Origin of the sequence: Allobosea rubneri (assembly GCF_032464875.1) — a bacterium.
Lineage (GTDB): Bacteria > Pseudomonadota > Alphaproteobacteria > Rhizobiales > Beijerinckiaceae > Allobosea > Allobosea rubneri.
This window is the reverse complement of the sequence record NZ_JAWDID010000026.1, coordinates 1-20,050: the sequence shown is the minus strand read 5'-3', so window position 1 is coordinate 20,050 and position 20,050 is coordinate 1. Positions and strand designations below refer to the sequence as shown.

At 69.8% G+C, this 20,050-nt stretch carries 12 protein-coding genes; 9 read left to right on the top strand and 3 right to left on the bottom strand.

From position 1 onward, the window contains the following. Positions 1-192: 192 nt before the first annotated feature. A complete protein-coding gene (gene ahcY, locus RKE40_RS16995) occupies positions 193-1,593 on the top strand; it encodes an adenosylhomocysteinase (RefSeq protein ID WP_316019414.1) in 1,401 nt (466 codons plus the stop codon). A gap of 65 nt (positions 1,594-1,658) precedes the next feature. Here the strand turns inward: ahcY and RKE40_RS16990 are convergent, their stop codons facing one another. After that, positions 1,659-3,584 carry an AI-2E family transporter gene (locus tag RKE40_RS16990; protein ID WP_390893409.1) on the bottom strand — a complete coding sequence of 642 codons (1,926 nt, stop codon included), beginning with the start codon at positions 3,582-3,584 and terminating at the stop codon, positions 1,659-1,661. Positions 3,585-4,017: 433 nt separating this feature from the next. On the opposite strand from RKE40_RS16990, the gene RKE40_RS16985 reads away from it, so the two are divergent. From RKE40_RS16985 to trxA, 7 genes are all read left to right on the top strand, one after another. Beyond that, entirely contained in the window at positions 4,018-6,501 is a 2,484-nt protein-coding gene (locus RKE40_RS16985; protein WP_449249102.1) for a sensor histidine kinase, read from the top strand. Further along, the gene (gene tsaE, locus RKE40_RS16980) at positions 6,498-8,129 is read left to right on the top strand and encodes a tRNA (adenosine(37)-N6)-threonylcarbamoyltransferase complex ATPase subunit type 1 TsaE (protein ID WP_316019412.1); all 1,632 of its coding nucleotides are present in this window, start codon (positions 6,498-6,500) and stop codon (positions 8,127-8,129) included. Before RKE40_RS16985 ends, tsaE begins: the two co-directional genes overlap by 4 nt. Before the next feature lie 149 nt (positions 8,130-8,278). After that, positions 8,279-9,013: a nucleotidyltransferase family protein gene (locus tag RKE40_RS16975; protein WP_316019411.1), complete on the top strand. Its 735-nt coding sequence runs from the start codon at positions 8,279-8,281 to the stop codon at positions 9,011-9,013. 5 nt (positions 9,014-9,018) lie between these two features. Then, positions 9,019-10,422, top strand: coding sequence for a PD-(D/E)XK nuclease family protein (locus RKE40_RS16970; RefSeq protein ID WP_316019410.1), 1,404 nt, complete (start codon positions 9,019-9,021; stop codon positions 10,420-10,422). After that, a complete protein-coding gene (gene addB, locus RKE40_RS16965; RefSeq protein WP_316019470.1) occupies positions 10,341-12,032 on the top strand; it encodes a double-strand break repair protein AddB in 1,692 nt (563 codons plus the stop codon). Before RKE40_RS16970 ends, addB begins: the two co-directional genes overlap by 82 nt. Next, the gene (gene addA / locus RKE40_RS16960; RefSeq protein WP_316019409.1) at positions 12,029-15,505 is read left to right on the top strand and encodes a double-strand break repair helicase AddA; all 3,477 of its coding nucleotides are present in this window, start codon (positions 12,029-12,031) and stop codon (positions 15,503-15,505) included. The genes addB and addA overlap by 4 nt, the downstream gene beginning before the upstream one ends. A 108-nt stretch (positions 15,506-15,613) precedes the next feature. Further along, positions 15,614-15,934, top strand: a complete 321-nt coding sequence (gene trxA, locus RKE40_RS16955; RefSeq protein ID WP_291638482.1) for a thioredoxin — start codon at positions 15,614-15,616, stop codon at positions 15,932-15,934. Between the two features lie 101 nt (positions 15,935-16,035). Here trxA and RKE40_RS16950 read toward each other — a convergent pair whose 3' ends face one another. After that, the gene (locus RKE40_RS16950; protein ID WP_316019408.1) at positions 16,036-16,431 is read right to left on the bottom strand and encodes a DoxX family protein; all 396 of its coding nucleotides are present in this window, start codon (positions 16,429-16,431) and stop codon (positions 16,036-16,038) included. A 315-nt stretch (positions 16,432-16,746) separates the two neighbouring features. Between RKE40_RS16950 and RKE40_RS16945 the strand changes: the two genes are divergently transcribed. After that, a complete protein-coding gene (locus tag RKE40_RS16945; RefSeq protein WP_316019407.1) occupies positions 16,747-18,888 on the top strand; it encodes a transglycosylase domain-containing protein in 2,142 nt (713 codons plus the stop codon). A gap of 6 nt (positions 18,889-18,894) precedes the next feature. On the opposite strand, the gene RKE40_RS16940 is transcribed toward RKE40_RS16945, so the two are convergent. Beyond that, positions 18,895-20,050, bottom strand: a 1,156-nt coding sequence (locus RKE40_RS16940) for an ATP-dependent helicase C-terminal domain-containing protein (RefSeq protein ID WP_316019406.1), incomplete at its 5' end; no start/stop codon positions are given.

Here is a 20,050-nt window from a genome sequence, read left to right as displayed (position 1 = left end):
GGGAATCTCCTCCAGAACGAGATGCAGGTCGTGCGTTCCCGGCACGAGACGCTCGTGCTTGGCCGAGAACGACATGTTTTCTGCCTACCCGGCGAAGCACATAAAGACATCTTTATATCTTTGATTGCGCTCGGCCGACGGCCCTGCTAGAGAACGCGCCATCATCGCAGAACCATCGATTGGAGCGCTCCCGTGTCGAAGCAGGACTACGTCGTCAAGGACATCACCCTTGCGGATTACGGCCGCAAGGAAATCAACATGGCCCAGGACGAGATGCCGGGCCTGATGGCGATCCGCGCCGAGCACAAGGGCAAGGCCCCGCTGAAGGGCGCCCGCATCGCCGGCTGCCTGCACATGACCATCCAGACCGCCGTTCTGATCGAGACGCTGACCGAGCTCGGCGCCGATGTCCGCTGGTCGTCCTGCAACATCTTCTCGACCCAGGACCACGCCGCCGCCGCGATCGCCGCGACGGGCGTGCCGGTCTTCGCCATCAAGGGCGAGACGCTGGAGGAGTACTGGGAGTACGTGCTGCGCACCGCGACCTGGGGCGATGGCGGCACGCCGAACATGATCCTCGACGATGGCGGCGACCTGACCATGCTGATCATCCTCGGCGCCGAGGCCGAGGCTGGCAACGCCGCCTTCCTCGACAAGCCGGGCAATGAGGAAGAGACGATCTTCTTCAAGCTGATCAAGCGCGAGCTGGCCGCCAATCCGGGCTGGTTCACCAAGACCCGCGCCGCGATCAAGGGCGTCTCCGAGGAGACGACCACCGGCGTGCACCGCCTCTACGAGCTCGCCAAGGCCGGCCGCCTGCCCTTCCCGGCGATCAACGTCAACGACAGCGTCACCAAGTCGAAGTTCGACAACCTCTATGGCTGCCGCGAGTCGCTGGTCGACGCCATCCGCCGCGGCACCGACGTGATGATGTCGGGCAAGGTCGCGGTCGTCGCCGGCTATGGCGACGTCGGCAAGGGCTCGGCCGCCTCGCTGCGCCAGGCCGGCTGCCGCGTGCTCGTCACCGAAATCGACCCGATCTGCGCACTGCAGGCGGCGATGGAGGGCTACGAGGTCGTCACCATGGAGGAAGCCACCTCGCGCGGCGACATCTTCGTGACCGCCACCGGCAATTGCGACGTCATCACCGTCGACCATATGCGCGCGATGAAGCACCGCGCCATCGTCTGCAATATCGGCCATTTCGACTCGGAGATTCAGGTCGCCGGCCTGAAGAACTTCAAGTGGGACAACGTCAAGCCGCAGGTCGACGAGGTCGAGTTCCCCGACGGCAAGCGGATCATCCTGCTCTCGGAAGGCCGCCTGGTGAACCTCGGCAACGCGACCGGCCACCCGTCCTTCGTGATGTCCTGCTCGTTCTCGAACCAGACGCTCGCCCAGATCGAGCTGTGGAACCACCACGCCAAGTACGAGAACAAGGTCTACACCCTGCCCAAGCACCTCGACGAGAAGGTCGCGGCGCTGCATCTCGCCAAGGTCGGCGCGAAGCTCACCGTGCTGACCGACGCGCAGTCGAAGTATCTCGGCGTGGCGCAGGCCGGCCCGTTCAAGCCGGAACTCTACCGCTACTGAGCGGCATGAACTGCTGAGACGACGAAAGCCCGGCCTCGCGCCGGGCTTTTTTCATGCCGCTCGTTCTATGCGGCCCCTCGACCGGCCGCAGCCGCCGCTGCGGGCTCGCTTGCCGCGGGGCTGAGCCCGGCAACCGCTTCCTCGATATCGTGGGCGATGAAATCGGCGTCGAGCGCGGCGGCGCTTTCATCGGCACCACGGGGCTCGTCGGCGTCGCGCCAGAACACCAGGCCGATCCGCAGGTCGGGCCTGGCCCGCTTCAGCCGCCGCACCAGGAAGCGGCCATGGCGCAGGGAATCGCGGCTCAGCAGGCAGAGCAGAACTGCATCCGGCCCCTCGGCCAGCCGCTCCCGCAGCCGCGCGGCCTCCAGATCGGCGAAGCCGGCGCTCGATGCGTCCGCGCCCTGATGGACGAGGATCTGCGCGAGCATGGCGGCGCTCGCATCGTCGAGCGCGTTCCTGCCGCCGAGACAGAGGATGCTCCGGCCAGCCAAGGACGGCAGCTGCCCATTCCTCCCGGCCGCCTCGCCGTTCTGCGAGGCTTCGTGCTCCTCGGCCTGATCCGGATCGCCTCTGGGCTCCGCCAGCTCGCTGAGATTGGCGACCAGCGTGCGCGCGGTCGCCGCGACGCCCTCACGTTGCTCGGCGCTCATCACTCCGCGGGCGCGGTCGCGCTCGGCGAGGATCAGTGCCGGGATCGCGACCCGGCCATAGACCTCGGGCAGGGTCTGCTCCTCGAGCAGTTCGTCGAGCTGGTCGGTCGCCTCGTCCGGGTCATTGGCGAGCAGGCGCTGATAGAGCCTGGCCTCGGGATCGAGCACCGGCTCGCTGCCGAACAGAACCTCGAAGAAGCGGAACTGCGGCACGTGCTTGCCGAGCACGACGAGGCAGACGGTCAGCGGCGTCGACAGCACCAGCCCGACCGGCCCCCACAGCCAGGTCCAGAAGATCGCGGCGACGATGATGGCAAGCGGGGAAAGCCCGGTTCCCGAGCCGTAGAGCCAGGGCTCGACGACATTGTTGCTGATCAGCTCCATGACGAGGAAGAGCGCCGCGACCCAGAGCACGAGCGACCAGTCCGGCGAGACGGCGACGGCGAGGAAGAGCGGCAGCACCATCGAGATGGCCGGGCCGATATAGGGCACGAAGCGCAGAATGATGGCGAGCGCGCCCCAGAGCATCGCATTGGGGATGCCGATCAGCCACAGGCCGATGGCTATCGGAATGCCATAGGTCACGTTCACGACAAGCTGCATCAGGAGATAGCGGCCGACCCGGCTGCCGGCATCCTGCAGGGCTTCGGTGGTCCGGTGCAGGTCGCTGTAGCCGACCAGGCGGATGAAGCGGTCGCGAAGATCCTCCCGTTCGAGCAGCATGAAGATCACCACCACAATGACCAGTCCCGCCGTCGCGAGCGGCCCGACCAGAGGCAGGATCATGCTCGTCAGCAGCTGGATCGGCCGCTCGGGCGAGTAGATCTCGACCAGGATCGGGTTCGCCGGGCGCGGGCTCTCGAGGGTCTTTCCGGCATCCTCGGGCTGGCTGATCTCCTTGCCGACGCGTTCGACGGCGTCGGTGATCCGCTTGACGATGCCGCTGCCGGCACCGGTATCCTTGGCCGACCTGATCTTGGTCAGGATGTTCGACTGATAGGTCGGCAGTTGCTGTGCGAGCTCGCCGACCTGCGTCATCACGACGAAGCTGAAGGCGGATATCGCGATGAAGGCCGCCGTGACGGCGGCGATGACTGCCGGCATGCGCGGCAGCCCGGTCTTGCGGATGAGCGAGACCACCGGCGCCAGAGCGAAGGTCAGAAGCACCGCGATGGCGAGAGGCATGAAAACCTCCCGCGCGAAATAGAGAACTGCGATCGCGCCCACCAGAACCAGCAGCGGCGGCAACGCCTCCGGCATGATCGCCGTGCCGGCGAGAGACCCCGCCTTGCTTGAATCCGGCAGGCGCGCCTGCCCGTTCTCTTGCCCGATAGCCATCGCACCCCCCGGTCCATTCGAGCCGACAACGCGGCACGGCCGAGAATGATCCGGATCGCGAAGGCCGCAAACGCCGGGCGGGCGGCGAATGACCGGCTCCAGGCGGCCTTGCCCGCTTCACGGCGAATGCCGTCGGACATCCCCGAAGCGGACGCGCTGAATAGACAGGCCTTTTCGGGGCCGTCCCGGGGCTGCGGCGCATCATCATGCTTTACGGACGATTAAGCTCTTCCTGCCGGACTCTCCCGATGATTAGAGTGGCAGTGATTCGGACCATCGACCGCCCACGCGGGTTGCGGCCGGATTTCGTTCACAAGTGGCTTTGCGGCGTTGCGGCGTGGACATTTCCCGGAGCCGTGGCGCTTGCGCGCTATGACGGCGGCCCTTTCCGATTCCGGCCATCCAAGGCTGGCCGGACGAGATGACGGAAGCGATGATGAGACGTGCAAGGCAGTTGGGGCGCAGATTGGACGGAGCGGCGACCCGCCTCGTCCTTCCCGGCCTGGCCGGCGGCCTGTGCCCGAGTCCTGTCCTGGCGCAGGCCGAGTCCCTCCTCTCGCTGCACGGCGACACGCTCAGCGCCGGCGGGCTCTCGCTGATGTTCACCGGCCTCGTGGTCTTCGCCACCACCACCTCGGTCCTCTATGTGCGCGAGCGCTCGCGCTGGCAGCGCCGCGAGGGCGAGCTCGCCGCCGGGCTGGAGGCGGCGCGCGGACACCAGGAACGCCTCGCCGCGCTGCTCGCCGCCGACCCGCAGGTGGTGCTGAGCTGGGACGGTCCAGACGCCAAGCCGGTCTTCGAGGGCGATAGCGGTTTCCTCGGTGTCAGCGGCTCGGCCATGGCGCTCGCCTATGGCTCCTGGGCGCCACCGGCCGACGCCAAGCGGCTGGAAGTCGCGACCGAGGCGCTGAAGGAGCGGGGCGAGGCCTTCGCCTTCACCTTCCGGGCCAAGGGCGGGCAATATGTCGACGCCGAGGGCCGCCCGGTCGCCGGCCGCGCCGTGATCCGGCTGCGCGAGGCGAGTGGCGAAAGGGCCCGGGCCCTGACGCTGCAGGACGATCTCGTCCGGGTCAGCGCCGACCAGGCGACTCTCGCCGCGCTGCTCGCCGGCCTGCCTCAGCCGGTCTGGACGCGCGACGCCAATGGCCGCCTAAGCTGGGTCAATGGCGCCTATGCAAGGGCGGTCGAGGCGGCCGACGGCGCCGAGGCGGTCAAAAACGGCCTCGAGCTGTTCGACCGCTCCGAACGGGAGGCCGCCGGCAGGGCACGCCAGGAGGGCCGCGCCTTCACGATGCGCGCGCCGGTGGTGATGGCCGGCCAGCGCCGCATCGTCGACATCCTGGAAACGCCGACGCCGACGGGCTCCGCCGGCATCGCCACCGATATGAGCGAGCTCGAGGCGGTGCGCGCCGATCTGCAGCGCCAGATGGATGCGCATGTCAGCACGCTCGACCGGCTGAAGACCGCGGTCGCGGTCTTCGACGCCTCGCAAAGGCTGGTCTACAACAATAGCGGCTACGAGACGCTGTGGTCGCTCGACCCGAATTTCCTGGAGAGCCGGCCCAGCGACGGCGAGATCCTCGACCGGCTGCGCACCGAGCGCCGCCTGCCGGAGCTCGGCGACTACCGGAGCTGGAAGGCAGGGGTGCAGGCCGCCTACACCGCGACCCGCGCCAGCGAGGACTGGTGGTACCTGCCCGACGGGCGCACCATCCATGTCGTCGCCAGCCCGCATCCGCAGGGCGGCGTGACCTATCTCTTCGACGACGAGACCGAACGCTTCACCCTGGAATCACGCTTCAACGCCTTGTCGCGCACGCAGCGCGAGACGCTCGACTCGCTGCGCGAAGGCGTCGCGGTGTTCGGTTCCGACGGTCGTCTCAAGCTCTCCAACCCGGCCTTTGCACAGCTCTGGAAGCTGACGCCGGAGCGCACCGCCGGCACCCCGCATATCGACGAGGTCGTCAGCCTGTGCCGCCCGCTCTTCCCGGAGGATGCGGTCTGGACAGAGATCCGCAGCGCCGTCGCCGGCGTGCGCGATGCACGCGAGGATTACCGCTGCCATATGGCCCGGCGCGACGGCACGGTACTGGACTGCAGCGCCGCGCCGCTGCCGGACGGTGCAACCCTGATCACCTTCGCCGACGTCACGGCCGGCGTGAATGTCGAGCGGGCGCTGACCGAGCGCAACGAAGCCCTGGAGAAGGCCTCGCGTCTGCGCGAGGAATTCGTCCATCACGTCTCCTATGAGCTGCGCTCGCCGCTGACCAACATCATCGGCTTCGCGCAATTGCTCGGCGAGGAGACGATCGGCGCGCTCAACGAGAAGCAGCGCGACTATGCCGGCCATATCGTGCGTTCCTCCGGCGCGCTGCTCGCCATCATCAACGACATTCTAGACCTCGCCTCGATCGACAATGGCGCGCTCTCACTCGATCTTGAAGAGGTCGACGTTGCCCAGACGATCGCCCAGGCGGCGACCGGGCTGCAGGACCGGCTCGCCGACAGCAAGCTCGAACTCAAGGTCGAGATCGCGCCGCATACCGGCCCGCTGCGGGCGGACGGCAAACGCCTGCGCCAGATCCTGTTCAACCTGATCTCGAACGCCATCGGCTTCTCGCAGCCCGGCCAGACCATCCGGGTCAGCGCCGGACGCGTCGGCGGCGAAATCCGCATCACCGTCGCCGATGACGGCCGCGGCATCCCCGACGAGGTCAAGGAGAAGGTGTTCGACCGGTTCGAGAGCCATTCGCTGGGATCGCGCCATCGCGGCGTCGGCCTCGGCCTCTCGATCGTCCGCTCGATCGTCGAACTGCATGGCGGGCGGATCGAGCTGGAATCGGCACCGGGCGCCGGCACTCGCGTCACCGCCGTGTTCCCGCCCGAGGGCATGCGCATCTCGGACGCCGCGGAATGAGCGAGGAAGCCGCCAGGGCGGGCACGCACACAGTCCTCCTGACCGACGAGGCCGCGACCATCCGGCTGGCGCGCGACATCGCCGACATTCTCAGGACCGGCGACATCGTCGCGCTTTCCGGCCATCTCGGCGCCGGCAAATCCCTGATCGCCCGGGCGATGCTGCGGAGGCTGGCCGAAGACCCGGACTTGGAGGCGCCGAGCCCGACCTTCACCCTGGTCCAGAGCTACGATGTCCCGAAGGGGCTGCTGCTGCACGCCGACCTCTACCGCGTGCGCAGCCCCGACGAGCTCGACGATCTCGGGCTGATCGAGGATCTGGAGCGAGCGATCACGCTGGTCGAGTGGCCCGACCGCGCCGGCGCGCGCCTGCCGGCCGGACGCCGGCTCGACATCGTCATCGAGGTCGACCCGGAAAACCCCGAGACCGGGCGGATCGCGACCCTTTCGGGCGGCGTTCTCTGGCGCGCCCGCCTCGCCATCGCCATCGGGGCACGGCGGATGATCGACGCCGCCGGCTGGAGCGATGCCGACCGCCAGTTCATGCTGGGCGACGCCTCGAGCCGGGCCTATGAGCGGCTGGCGCGGGAGAATGGCGAGACCGCGATCCTGATGATCTCGCCGCCGCGCCCCGACGGCCCGGCGATCCGGCAGGGCAAGCCCTACAGCGCCATCGCCCATCTCGCGGAGACGGTCGACGCCTTCGTCGCGATGGACAAGGGGCTGCGCTCGCTCGGGCTCTCGGCACCGCAGATCCTCGCCCAGGACCTCTCGACCGGACTGCTGCTGATCGAGGATCTCGGCCCCGGCCTGGTGATCGACGAGAACGGGCCGATTCCGGAGCGCTACGAGGCGGCTGCACGTCTGCTTGCCGAGATGCATCGCCATGCGCTGCCAACCATCCTGCCGGTGGCCGAGGCGCGCGACCACGTCATCCCCGACTATGACCGCGAGGCGCTGACCATCGAGACCGAGCTGGTGCTCGACTGGTATGCCCCCCACATCGCCGGGGTGACCCTGCCGGCGGTGACGCGGGCCGAGTTCGGCCGGATCTGGGACAGGCTGTTCGACGAGGTCTTCGAGACGCCGGCGACCTGGACGCTGCGCGACTATCACTCGCCCAACCTGATCTGGCTGCCCGACCGGGTCGGCCACGCCCGGCTCGGGCTGATCGACTTCCAGGACGCGGTACTCGGCCACCCCGCCTATGACCTTGTCTCGCTCGGCCAGGACGCACGCATCGACGTGCCGGCGGCCCTGGAGCTGAAGCTGCTCGCCGCCTATGCCGGGGCGCGGCGCGGCAACGACCCGGCGTTCGACCTTGCCGGCTTCGCCCGCGCCTATGCGATCCTCGGCGCGCAGCGCAACACCAAGATCGCCGGCATCTTCGCCCGTCTCGACAAGCGCGACGGCAAGCCGGGCTATCTGAAGCACCTGCCGCGCATCGAGGCCTATCTGCGCCGCGACCTCGAGCATCCCGCCCTGGCCGAACTGAAGACCTGGTACCAGACGCATCTGCCGAAGCTCTTCGCCGTGCCGGAGACGCCCGCCGAAGCGTCCGCCGAGGCCGAGCCGGAGGCAGCGGCAGAAGCCGGGCCGGATGCCGGCGACGGCGATCAACCGGCCTGACCACCACTTTTTCCGTCATTCCGGACAAGCGGCGTCAGCCGCTCGGTTGCGCTGCGGCCGGAATGAGGGCGGCCGGGACGCGCGGGACTTGAGCGAATCCCGTCGCCGTGGCTGATAGGCTGGACATGCCAAACGGCCAGGAGATTCGCTTGACGCAGACGACAACGCCGCCGATCCGCCGAGCAATCGTGCTGGCGGCCGGGCTCGGCAAGCGCATGCGCCCGATCACCGATACCTTGCCGAAGCCGCTGGTCGCGATCGGCGGCAAGACCATGCTCGACCATGCCCTCGACCGGCTGGCGGAAGCCGGCGTCGAACGGGCGGTGGTCAATGTCCACCATCTGCCGGAGCGCATCGAGCAGCATGTCGCGGCGCGCCGGCAGCCGCGGATCATCATCTCGGACGAGCGCGGCCTTTTGCTGGAAACCGGCGGGGGCGCCAAGAAGGCGTTGCCCCAGCTCGGAAGCGAGCCGTTCTTCAGCGTCAACGCCGATTCGCTCTGGAGCGAGAACGGCGTTTCCAATCTTTCCGCCATGGCTGCGGCCTGGGACCCGGCCCGGATGGACCTTTTGCTGCTGCTTTCGGAACGCGAGGGCAGCGTCGGCTTCGACGGTGCCGGAGACTTCTTCCGCGATGCGGAGGGCAGGCTGACCAGGCGCGGCAAGGCCACCAGCGCCCCCTTCGTCTATGCCGGCGTCGCGATCCTCAAGCCGGAACTCTTCGCCGACACGCCCGAGGGCTCGTTCTCGTTCAACCTGCTCTTCGACCGGGCGATCGCGGCCGGGCGGCTCTTCGGCCACGAGCTCGACGGGCGCTGGCTGCATGTCGGCACGCCGGAGGCGATCCCGCTGGCGGAGGCCGCCTACGCCGCCCATCGGGCCTGAACGGCATGGCCGGGCTCAACCTGTTCAGCATCCCGGCCGGCGCGCCGTTTCTCGCGGTGCTGGCGGAGACATTGCTGGCCGGGCGCTTCGGCAAGGCCCATGATCCCGGCGACCCGACGGCGCTGTCGCGCACGACGCTCTACCTGCCAACGCAGCGCGCCGCCCGTGCGCTCGCGGCGATCCTGTCGGAAAAGCTCGGCGGCCGGCCGCTGCTCCTGCCGCGTATCGTGCCGCTCGGCGATGTCGACGAAGCCGAGACGGCGCTAATCGCCGGCTCCGGCGAGATGCTGGCGCGCATCGCGCCGATCGAACCGCTGCAACGCCGGCTGATCCTCACCCGGCTGATCGCGCAATGGGGCAAGGCCGCCAACCGCCAGCATCTGCGGCTCGATCCGGCAGAGCCGGCTCTGGTGCCCTCGACGCTCGCCGAGGCCTGGGGCCTCGCCGGCGACCTCGCCGGCCTGCTCGACCAGATGCAGACCGAGGGCGTGGCACCGGAGCGGCTGCGGGGTCTCGACGCCGCCCGCTTCGACGAGATCTGGCAGTTCAACGCCCGTTTCCTCGATATCGTCGCCGAGACCTGGCCCGCGATCCTTGCCGAGCGCGGCGAATGCGACCCGGCCGATTTCCGCAACCGCATGCTCGAGGCCGAGCGCCGGCGCCTCGAGGCCGGCGGATTTTCCGGCCCGGTGATCGCCGCCGGCTCGACCGGCACGGTGCCGGCGACGGCGCGGCTGCTCGCCACGATCGCGCGCCTGCCGAACGGCGCGGTGGTGCTGCCCGATCTCGACGAGACGCTGCCGGAGCCGGCCTGGCGCGCGATCTCCGGCGAGCCGGCGCCTTCGCACCCGCAGGCCGCCCTGCATCATCTCCTCGAGGTGATCGGAGCCGGCCGCGACGAGGTCGAGAGCCTGGCGAAGCCGACCGAGACCTTGGCCGCCCGGCGCGACCTGCTACGGCAGGCGATGCTGCCGGCGACGGTGACCGATGGCTGGGCCGGCATCGCCGCCGCGCCCGGCGCGGACACGGCGCTCGCCGGCTTGCGCGTGGTCGAAGCGGCCGATGAGCGCGAGGAGGCGCTCGTCGCCGCGCTCGCTTTGCGCGAGGCGCTGGAACGGCCGGGCGAACGGGCCGCGCTGATCACGCCGGATCGCGGTCTCGCCGAGCGTGTCGCGATCGAGCTTCGGCGCTGGGGCATCGTCGCCGACGATTCCGCCGGCTTGCCGCTCGGGCGCTGGCGGGCCGGGGCGCTGCTACGCCTCGTGCTCGACGCCGTCGCGACGGAATTCGCGCCGGCCGGCATCGTCGCCCTGCTGGCGCACCCGCTCTGCCGGCTCGGCCTCAGCGAAGCCGTGCTGCGCCAGGGTGCGGCGACGCTGGAGATCGGCTGCTGGCGCGGCGCAAGCTGACGCCGGAGGATCGCGCCGCGGCCGAGCAGGTTCTCGCCCGCTTCGACGCGGCCTTGTCGCCGCTGGCGGCGGCGCTCGCCCGGCGCGAGCCGGTACTCGCAGAGGTCGCGGGAGCCGCCCGCGCCGCCGTCGCGGCGGTCGGCAGCGACGAGAGCGGCAGTTCTCTGGTCTTCCGAGGGCCCGATGGCGAGGCGCTGGCCGCATTGTTCGACGAGATCGAGGCCGCGCTGGCGGAGGCCCCGACGGAAGGGCGGGCGCGCGACTGGATCGCTATCCTCTCCGGGCTGATCGACGAGCGCGCGGTGGTCAGGCGCGAGCCCGGCCATCCCCGCCTGAAGATCTGGGGCCTGCTCGAGGCCCGCCTGCTCGAAGCGGAGCATGTCGTGCTCGGTGGCCTGATCGAGGGCGTCTGGCCGCCCGCGACGCAGACCGATTCCTTCCTCAACCGGCCGATGCGGGCCGAGCTCGGCCTCACCTCGCCGGAACGGCGCATCGGCCAGACCGCGCATGACTTCGTCCAGGCGGCGCTGGCGGGCAAGGTGACGCTGACCCGCGCCCGCAAGGCCGGCGAGGCGGAGACCATCCCCTCGCGCTTCTGGCAGCGCCTGAAGGCGGTGACGCCGGCCGATACCTGGCAGGCGGCCGAGGCGCGCGGCCGCGAGCTGATCGGCTGGGCCGGCCTGCTCAGCGCCCCGGCGCGGGCGACACCGGCGAGCCGGCCGAAGCCGGTGCCAGCGCCGCATCTGCATCCGAAGCGGCTCAGCGTCACCGAGGTCGAGACGCTCTATCGCGACCCCTATGCGCTGTTCGCCCGCAAGATCCTGAAGCTCGACGCCCTGCCCGAGATGGCGGAGGATCCCGGCGCCTCTGATCGCGGCTCGCTGCTGCACGACATCGTCGCCGAGTTCGCGCAGACCTATCCCGAGCAGATGCCGGCCGGCGCCGCCGCGAGCCTGATCGAGATCGGCGAGCGGATGTTCCGCGCCTTCGACGAGACGCCGGAGGTGCGCGCCTTCTGGTGGCCGCGCTTCCTGATGATCGTGCAGAACTTCGTCGGCTGGGAGGAGAGGCGCCGGCCGGAGCTCGCCAAGGTCGCGGTCGAGCACGACACCCAAGGCGAGTTTCCCCTGCCGGGCGGCGGCGGCATCCTGCTCACCGGCCGGGCCGACCGGATCGAGGTGACGCGCGAAGGCAAGCTCAGGATCATCGACTTCAAGACCGGCGCGCCGCCGAGCGACGAGCAGGTCAGGCTCGGCTTCGCACCGCAACTGACACTCGAAGCCGAGCTTGCGCTGCGCCACGGCTTTCCGCCCACGGTCAGGGCGGCGCCGGTCGAGGCGCTCATGTACCTGAAGCTCGGCCACGACCCGAAAAGCTGGCAGAAGGACAAGAAGCTCGCCTTCAAGGACGAGAGCCAGGCCGACGTCACCGCCCGCCATCTTGCGCATCTGCTCGCGCATCTTGCGGCGCTGCGGGCTGGCAAGGAGCCCTATGTCTCGCGGCGGGCGCCGGCCTACATCAAGTACGCCAGCCCCTATGACCAGCTCGCGCGGGTCAAGGAATGGTCGGCCGCGCCCGGCCTCGGCTCCGAGACGGGAGACGAGGCATGAGCGCCCACGCCACCCCGGCCGGCTGGGTCATCCCTGAGCTGACGAAGGCCAACCAGGCGCTGGCGGCTGAGCCCGATCTCAGCGCCTGGGTCGCCGCCAATGCCGGCTCGGGCAAGACCCATGTGCTGGTCAACCGGGTGCTGCGCCTTTTGCTCGACGGGGTCGCTCCCGGGCGGATGCTCTGCATCACCTATACCAAGGCCGCCGCCGCCAACATGTCGAACCGGCTGTTCCGGGCGCTGTCGGAATGGGCCGTCGCAGACGACGAGACGCTACGCGCAATCCTTGCGAAGCTGACCGGGCAGGCGCCGGGCGCCGCCGGCCTCGCCCGGGCACGGCGGCTGTTCGCGCAGGCGCTGGAGACGCCGGGCGGCCTCAAGATCGAGACGATCCACGCCTTCTGCACCCGCGTGCTGCAGAGCGCCCCCTTCGAGGCGAACGTGCCGGCGCGCTTCGAGGTCGCCGACGATCTCGCCCAGGACGAGTTGATGCGCGATGCCAGGCGCGACCTGCTCGCGACCGCCGCCGCAGAGCCGGACGGACCGCAGGCGCGGGCGCTGCGCTTCATGGCGCGCGAGGCGGCGCAGGACTCGTTCGACCAGATCATGCGCGAGGCGCTGCACCAGCGCGCGCTGTTCAATGACAGCCTCGGCCGGGCGCGCAGCCCAGAGGAGATGGAAGCCGGCATCGCCGCCTTCCTCGGCATCGCGACGGCGCTGACGCCGGAGATAGTTCAGCAGCGCTTCGGGGCGGAGCTCGCCAGCATCGGCGGCATCTCGGCACTGATCGACAGCTTCGATGCCGGCAGCGCAACGCGGCAGAAGGCGGCGGCAGCACTGCGACTCGCGCTCTCGACGGAAGCCGGGATCCACCCGGTCGCCGCCTGCCGGGCCGGCATCCTGACCCTCGAAGGCACGGTCAGCCAGCATGTCCGCGGCAAGGGCAACAGCGCCCTGCCGGCCCATCTCGACGAGGCGCTCGACACCGTCGCGGGCTGCCTGCTGCGCGCGATCGAACAGCTCAACGCCATCGCCGTGCGTGAGCGTAGCAATGCGCTTGCCGTGCTGGTGACCCATATCCTCGCCGCCTACCAGCGCCTGAAGGCACTGCGCTCGCTGCTCGACTATGACGACCTGATCGGCAAGACGCGCTCGCTGCTCGACCGGGTCGATCCGGCCTGGGCGCTCTACAAGCTCGATGCCGGCATAGACCACATCCTGCTCGACGAGGCGCAGGACACCAGTGAGGCGCAATGGGCGATCCTGCGCCGCCTCGCCGAGGAATTCTCCGCCGGCGAGGGCGCACGCGATCAGGCGCGGCCGCGCACCGTGTTCGTCGTCGGCGACGAGAAGCAGTCGATCTACGGCTTCCAGGGCGCGGCGCCGCGGCATTTCGGCGAGGAGCGCGCCAGGCTGGGCAAGCGCCTGGACGCTGCCGGCCAGCGCTTCGCGCCGATCAGCCTCAACACCTCCTTCCGCTCGGCGCCGGACATCATGCAGGCGGTCGACGCCGTCTTCGCACCGCAGGCGCATTGGCGCGGCCTCGTCTTCGACGGCGGCGCCGGGCCGGAACGGCACGACACGGTCAGGCAGGCGGCGATCGGCGCGGTCGATCTCTGGCCGATCTCCGCCGACGATGCCGGCGACAAGCCCGACGCCTGGACGACACCGGTCGATGCGCCCGAGCGCCGCTCGGGGCTGGTCAAGCTCGCCGCGCGCATCGCCGAGGTGCTGAAGCGCTGGAAAGAGGCCGGCCATGACGATCTCGGCCGGCCGTTCAAGCCGGGCGACGTGATGATCCTGCTGCGCCAGCGCGGGGCGCTGTTCGAGGCGATCGTCAAGGCGCTGAAGGATGCCGGCGTGCCCGTCGCCGGGCGCGACCGGCTGACGCTCGCCGAGCACCCCGCCATCGAGGACCTGGTCGCGCTCGGCCGCGCCATCCTGCTGCCGCAGGACGACCTTTCGCTGGCGATCACGCTGAAGACGCCGCTGTTCGGGCTCGACGACGACGACCTCTTGCGCTTCGCGCCGGAGCGGAAAGGCTCGCTGCGCGAGGCGCTGCGCCAGGCGGCCGAGAGCGAGCCGCGCTATGCCGCTGTCGAGGCAAGGCTGACCGAACTCGCCGAGGATGCCGGGCGCAACGGCCCGTTCCGCTTCTTCGCCGGGCTGCTCGGCCCCGGCGGAGGGCGCAATCTGGCGCTCGCACGGCTCGGGCCGGAGGCGGGCGACGCGCTCGACGCCTTCCTCAGCGCCGCGCTCGACCATGAACGGCGCTACGGGCCCTCGCTCGCCGGCTTCCTGCACCATGTCGGGGCGGTCGCGACGCAGGTGAAGCGCGATCTCTCGGCCAGCGCCGGCGAGGTCCGGGTAATGACGGTGCACGGTTCGAAGGGGCTGGAGGCGCCGGTCGTCATCCTCGCCGATCTCGGCGTCGCGCCGGGCGAGCGGCGCCTGCCGAAACTGATCGGCGTCGAGACGCCGGGGGGCGTGCCGGTGCCGATCTGGGCGCCGGCCAGGGCCGGCGATTCCAGCGCGACCCGCGGCGCCAAGGACGAGATCGTCGCCCAGATGATCGAGGAGCATCACCGCCTGCTCTATGTCGCGATGACGCGGGCCGAGGAGCGGCTGATCCTGTGCGGCGTGCAGGCCAAGGGCGAGGCGCCCGAGGGTTCGTGGTACGCCATGGCCGAGCTCGGGCTCGCCGCCTCGACTAGCGGGCTCGGCGAGGTCGCGGCGCCCGATGGCGACGGCACGGTCCGGCGCTTCATGGTCTCGCGGCCGCAAGCGCAGGCTAAGGCCGAGACGCAGACCGCGCCGGTCGGCGCCATTGCCCCGGCATGGCTCGCCCGCTCCGCACCGCCGGAGCAGGAAGCCCTGCCGCCGCTGCGGCCCTCCAACGCGCTCGGCGCCGCCGATGCGACCGCCCGTCCGGCCGATAGCCCTTTCCTCGCCGAAGCGGCCGCGGCTGGACGCCTGGCGCATCTCCTGCTCCAGATCCTGCCGGAGGTGCCGCCCGAAAGGCGCGGCGAAACCGCCCGCGCTCTGGCGGAGGCGCGCGGGCCCAATCTTCCGGCCGAGCGCCGCCAGCGCATCTGCGCCGACGCGCTGGCGCTGATCGAACGGCCCGAGCTCGCGGCGCTCTTCGCACCGGGCAGCCTTGCCGAAGCGCCACTCGCCGGCGAGGTCACCTTGCCCGGCGGCCAGAAGCGCCCGGTGATCGGGCGGATCGACCGGCTGGCCGCGACCGATGACGAGGTGCTGATCGCCGATTTCAAGACGGCGGCGCGAGCGCCGAAGGACGCCGCCTCCCTGCCGGCGGCGACGCTGGCGCAGCTCGCGGTCTATCGCCGGCTGGTCGGCGAGATCTATCCGGGCCGGCCGGTGAGGGCGCTGGCGATCTATACGGCGAGCCTCACCGTGCTCGAGCCGAGCGCGGCGGAACTCGATGCCGTTCTGGCGAATTTGGCAGGGTAGACCTGCTTCATCGTGAGGCGAGCCAGCCTTGACCCTGGCGGGCTCGGTTCATAGCTTCCACTCCGAACGACGGCGCGAAGCCGTCCGCAAATCGAAAAGGCGACAGCCATGGCGACGACGAAAGTGACCGATGCGAGCTTCGAGGCCGATGTCCTCAAGTCGAGCCAGCCGGTGGTTGTGGACTTCTGGGCCGAGTGGTGCGGCCCCTGCCGGATGATCGGCCCGGCGCTCGAGGAGATCGCCGGCGAGCTCGACGGCAAGGTCAAGATCGTGAAGATGAATGTCGACGAGAACCAGCAGATCCCGGCTCAGTTCGGCATCCGCTCGATCCCGACCCTGATGCTGTTCAAGGACGGCAAGCTGGCCTCGCAGAAGGTCGGCGCTGCCCCGAAGAGCGACCTTTCGCGCTGGATCTCGGCCGCGGTCTGAAGGCTTTCGGCTGAAACCAAAAGGCCCGCCTTCCCCAGGGAAGGCGGGCCTTTTTATGGTCTTGCGGCGCCGTGATCCCGGCTGGAGCGAAGCGCGAGGCCTCAGCCCTTGCGATTATCGAGCGCGAAGGAGCCCGGGCCGGCGAAGAAGATGTAGAAGAAGATGAAGCAGAACAGCAGGGCCGGCTCGCCGCCATTGAGCAGCGGGTAGAAGCTCTTGGGCGCGTGCGCCATCCAGTATGCGACGGCCATCAGCCCCGACAGGACGAAAGCGGTCGGGCGGGTGAGGAAGCCGACCGCGATCAACAGGCCGCCGACGACTTCGAGCACTGCCGCGGTCCAGCTCAGGCTGAAGGCGGCCGGCATGCCCCAGGACGGCGCAACCGGAAAGGCGAAGAGCTTCTGGGTGCCATGGGTGAAGAAGGTCAGCGCAGTCACGATGCGCAGCAGGGCAAGCGAATGCGGAGCAAAGCGGCCGAGTGAATCCAGGCGTGGCATGCAGAAATTCTTTCCTATTCGAGACTAGATTAGAGAAATTCCATTCGAATGGTGGCCTTTGCTGGCAAATAACTGATTCACCACTCTGGGCGGTTGTCAGCGACCGGCTGGGGGCGATCAACTCACATTTTCGTTTGCAGTGCAGCAAAGGGAACCGGCGGCAGATCCGCCACAGTGTGGGAAACTTGCCGGTTTGGCGGCGATCCGCCGCGCGGCGAGCTTAACCACCCCTTAAAAGCGCCATGTTTGAATCCTGTGTGGAAGTTGGCCGGCTCGCCTGACACAAAGCCGGCATTGGGGCCTGAACGGGGCGGAATGAACGACCGGTCGAGACGGAACGGAGAGCGGCGCGAGCCCTCATTCGAACGTGCGCGCGAGGATTACGAGCGCGACGACGACGATCTGCGCCTGTCGGCCGAGGACCGCCCCTATCGTGGAGGAAGAAACCCCGTGGCACCGCGCCAGCAACCGCGCCGTCAGAAGACTGAAGCGCGTGGTGGCCGCAAGCAGCGCCGCAAGGGCAGGTCCTTCTTCGGCCGGATCTTCTACTGGGGCCTCGTCCTCGGGCTCTGGGCCGTGCTCGGCGTCGGCGGGGTCGTCGCCTATCACGCCGCGCAATTGCCGCCGATCGACCAGCTCACCGTGCCGAAGCGGCCGCCAAACATCGCGATCCTCGCCGCGGACGGCTCGCTGCTCGCCAATCGCGGCGAGACCGGCGGGCGCACGATCACGCTCGGCGAGGTGCCGCCCTATCTGCCCAAGGCCTTCGTCGCCATCGAGGACCGGCGCTTCTACGAGCATTTCGGCATCGACCCGATCGGCCTCACCCGCGCCGTCGTCAACAATGTGACAAAGCGCGGCGGCGTCCAGGGCGGCTCGACCCTGACGCAGCAGCTCGCCAAGAACCTGTTCCTGACCCAGGAACGCACCGCCGCCCGCAAGATCCAGGAGGCGATCCTCTCGCTCTGGCTGGAGCGGACCTACACCAAGGACCAGATCCTCGAGCTCTATCTCAACCGGGTCTATTTCGGCTCGGGCGCCTATGGCGTCGAGGCGGCCGCCCAGCGCTATTTCAACAAATCGGCCCGCTCGGTGACGATCGCCGAGGCGGCGATGCTCGCAGGCCTCGTCCAAGCGCCGTCGCGGCTGGCGCCGAACCGCAATCCGGAAGCGGCGGAGAAGCGGGCGCAGCTCGTCATCGCCGCAATGGCCGATCAGGGCCTGATCTCGCCGGCCTCGGCCAAGAGCGCGCTGGTCGCGCCGGCGGAAGCCGCCGAGCGCACCGGCGCCGGCTCGGTCAACTACGCCGCCGACTACGTCATGGACGTGCTCGACGATTTCATCGGCGCGATCGAGGGCGACGTCACCGTCCTGACCACGATCGACACCAAGCTGCAGGCCAGCGCCGAGACCATGCTGGTCGAGGCCCTGAACGCCCAGGGCGCCAAACAGGGTGTCGGCCAGGGTGCCATCGTCTCGATGGCACCGGACGGGGCGTTGCGCGCCCTGATCGGCGGACGCGACTACACCAAGAGCCAGTTCAACCGCGCCACGGCGGCGCGGCGCCAGCCGGGCTCGGCCTTCAAGCCCTTCGTCTATCTCGCGGCACTGGAAAACGGGCTCACGCCCGATGCGATCCGCGACGACTCGCCGGTCTCGATCCGGGGCTGGCAGCCGGAGAACAACAGCCGCACCTATCGCGGCCCGGTGACGCTGCAGACCGCCTTCGCGCTCTCCCTCAACACCGTGGTGGTCAAGCTCAACCAGGAGATCGGCCCAAAGGAAGCGGTCCGCGTGGCGCAGCGCCTCGGCATCAATTCGGCGCTGCAGGCCAATCCCTCGCTCGCGCTCGGCACCTCCGAGGTCACGCCGATCGAGCTGACCAGCGCCTATGCGAGCTTCGCCAATGGCGGCAAGGGCGTGCTGCCCTATGTCATCCGCGAGGTGAAGTCGCTCTCCGGCAAGGTGCTCTATGCCCGCAAGGGCAGCGGCTTCGGCGAAGTCGTGAAGCCGCAGATTTTGTCGATGATGAACGCCATGTTCAACGAGACCATGGTGCGCGGCACCGGCAGCAAGGCCAATATCCCGGGCTGGGAGATGGGCGGCAAGTCGGGCACGACCCAGGATTTCCGCGATGCCTGGTTCGTCGGCTTCAGCTCCCGGCTGGTGACCGCGGTCTGGCTCGGCAATGACGACAACAGCACGATGAAACGGGTCTATGGCAGCGGCCTGCCGGCGGAGATCTGGAGCAAGTTCATGAAGGCCGCCCATGCCGGCCAGCAGCCGGCACCGCTGCCGGGCGGGCTCTGGCATAGCGGGCCGAAGTCGATCTTCGAGCCGGGCGAGCCGGTCGCCGGCATCGCGCCGCGGCCGCAGGGCGCGGTCGAGGGCGACCGGGCCTGGACCCCGCCGCCGCCGCAGGAGAAGAACTTCCTGGAGCGCTTGTTCGGCGGGTAGCGCGCCTCACGTCCCGCGCGGCTTGGCGCGCGTCGTCGGCGGCGCGGCGGCGGGATCGTCCGGCCAGGGATGGCGCGGATAGCGGCCCTTCATCTCGGCCTTCACCGCGGCCCAGGAGCCGCGCCAGAAGCCCGGCAGGTCGCGCGTCACCTGGATCGGGCGATGCGCCGGCGAAAGCAGCTCCAGCACCAGCGGCACGCGCCCGCCGGCCAGCGCCGGGTGCTTGGCCAACCCGAACAGCTCCTGTACCCGGACCGAGATGGTCGGGCCGGCCTCGGCGCCATAGTCGACGGCGAGCTGCGAGCCGGTCGGCGCGGCAAAATGCGTCGGTGCCTCGGCATCGAGCCGGCGCTTCAGATCCCAGGGCAGAAGCTCGGCCAGCGCGCCATCGAGATCGCCCGGCGTGATCGCGGCGAGCGAGTTGCGGCCGACGATGTGCGGCGCGAGCCAGTCCGCCGCGCCCTCGACGAGCCCGGCATCGGAAAGATCGGGCCAGCCGCTGCCCGGCCCTTCGGCCGTGCGCAGGAAGGCGACACGCTCGCGCAATTGCGCCTGCGCCCTGCTCCAGGGCAGGGCGTCGATCCCGAGGGCGGCGACGCCCTTCGCCAGGACGACGGCGTTCTCCTCGCTCGCCTCGACCGGCAAAGGACGCTCGGCCAGGACCAGCGCGCCGAAGCGCCGGCTGGCGCGCGCGCGCAAGGCCCTGGCGGCGCGGTCGAACGAGGTCTCGGCCTGTTCCGACAGGCGGGTGCGGATCAGGCCGGAGGCGGCGAGTTCGGCGATCTCCGCCTCGTCGATGGCGGCGGCACTGAGGATACGGGCCTGGGCGGCGCTGCCGGTCATCTCGCCGACGACCAGATAGGGCTCGCGTGCGAGGCGCTGGCCGGGCTCCAGGGCGGCGCCGCGGCCATTGGCCAGCAGATACTGGCCAGAGCCCGGCTGGCGGGCCTTGGCAACCCGGTCAGGAAAGGCGAGCGCCAGCAGGAAACCGGGCGAATGGGTGCGCTCATCGCCTTTCGGCGCCTTCGCTCCCGCCTGCCGGGCCCAGCCCTCGGCGAGGCGGCGCATGTCGGCGGCGCGGCCGCCGCGCTCGCGCCCGAAGCGTTCGAGCCGCTCGGCGAGGTCGATCGCCTCGCCGAGCGGCTCGAACGCTTCGGGCGCG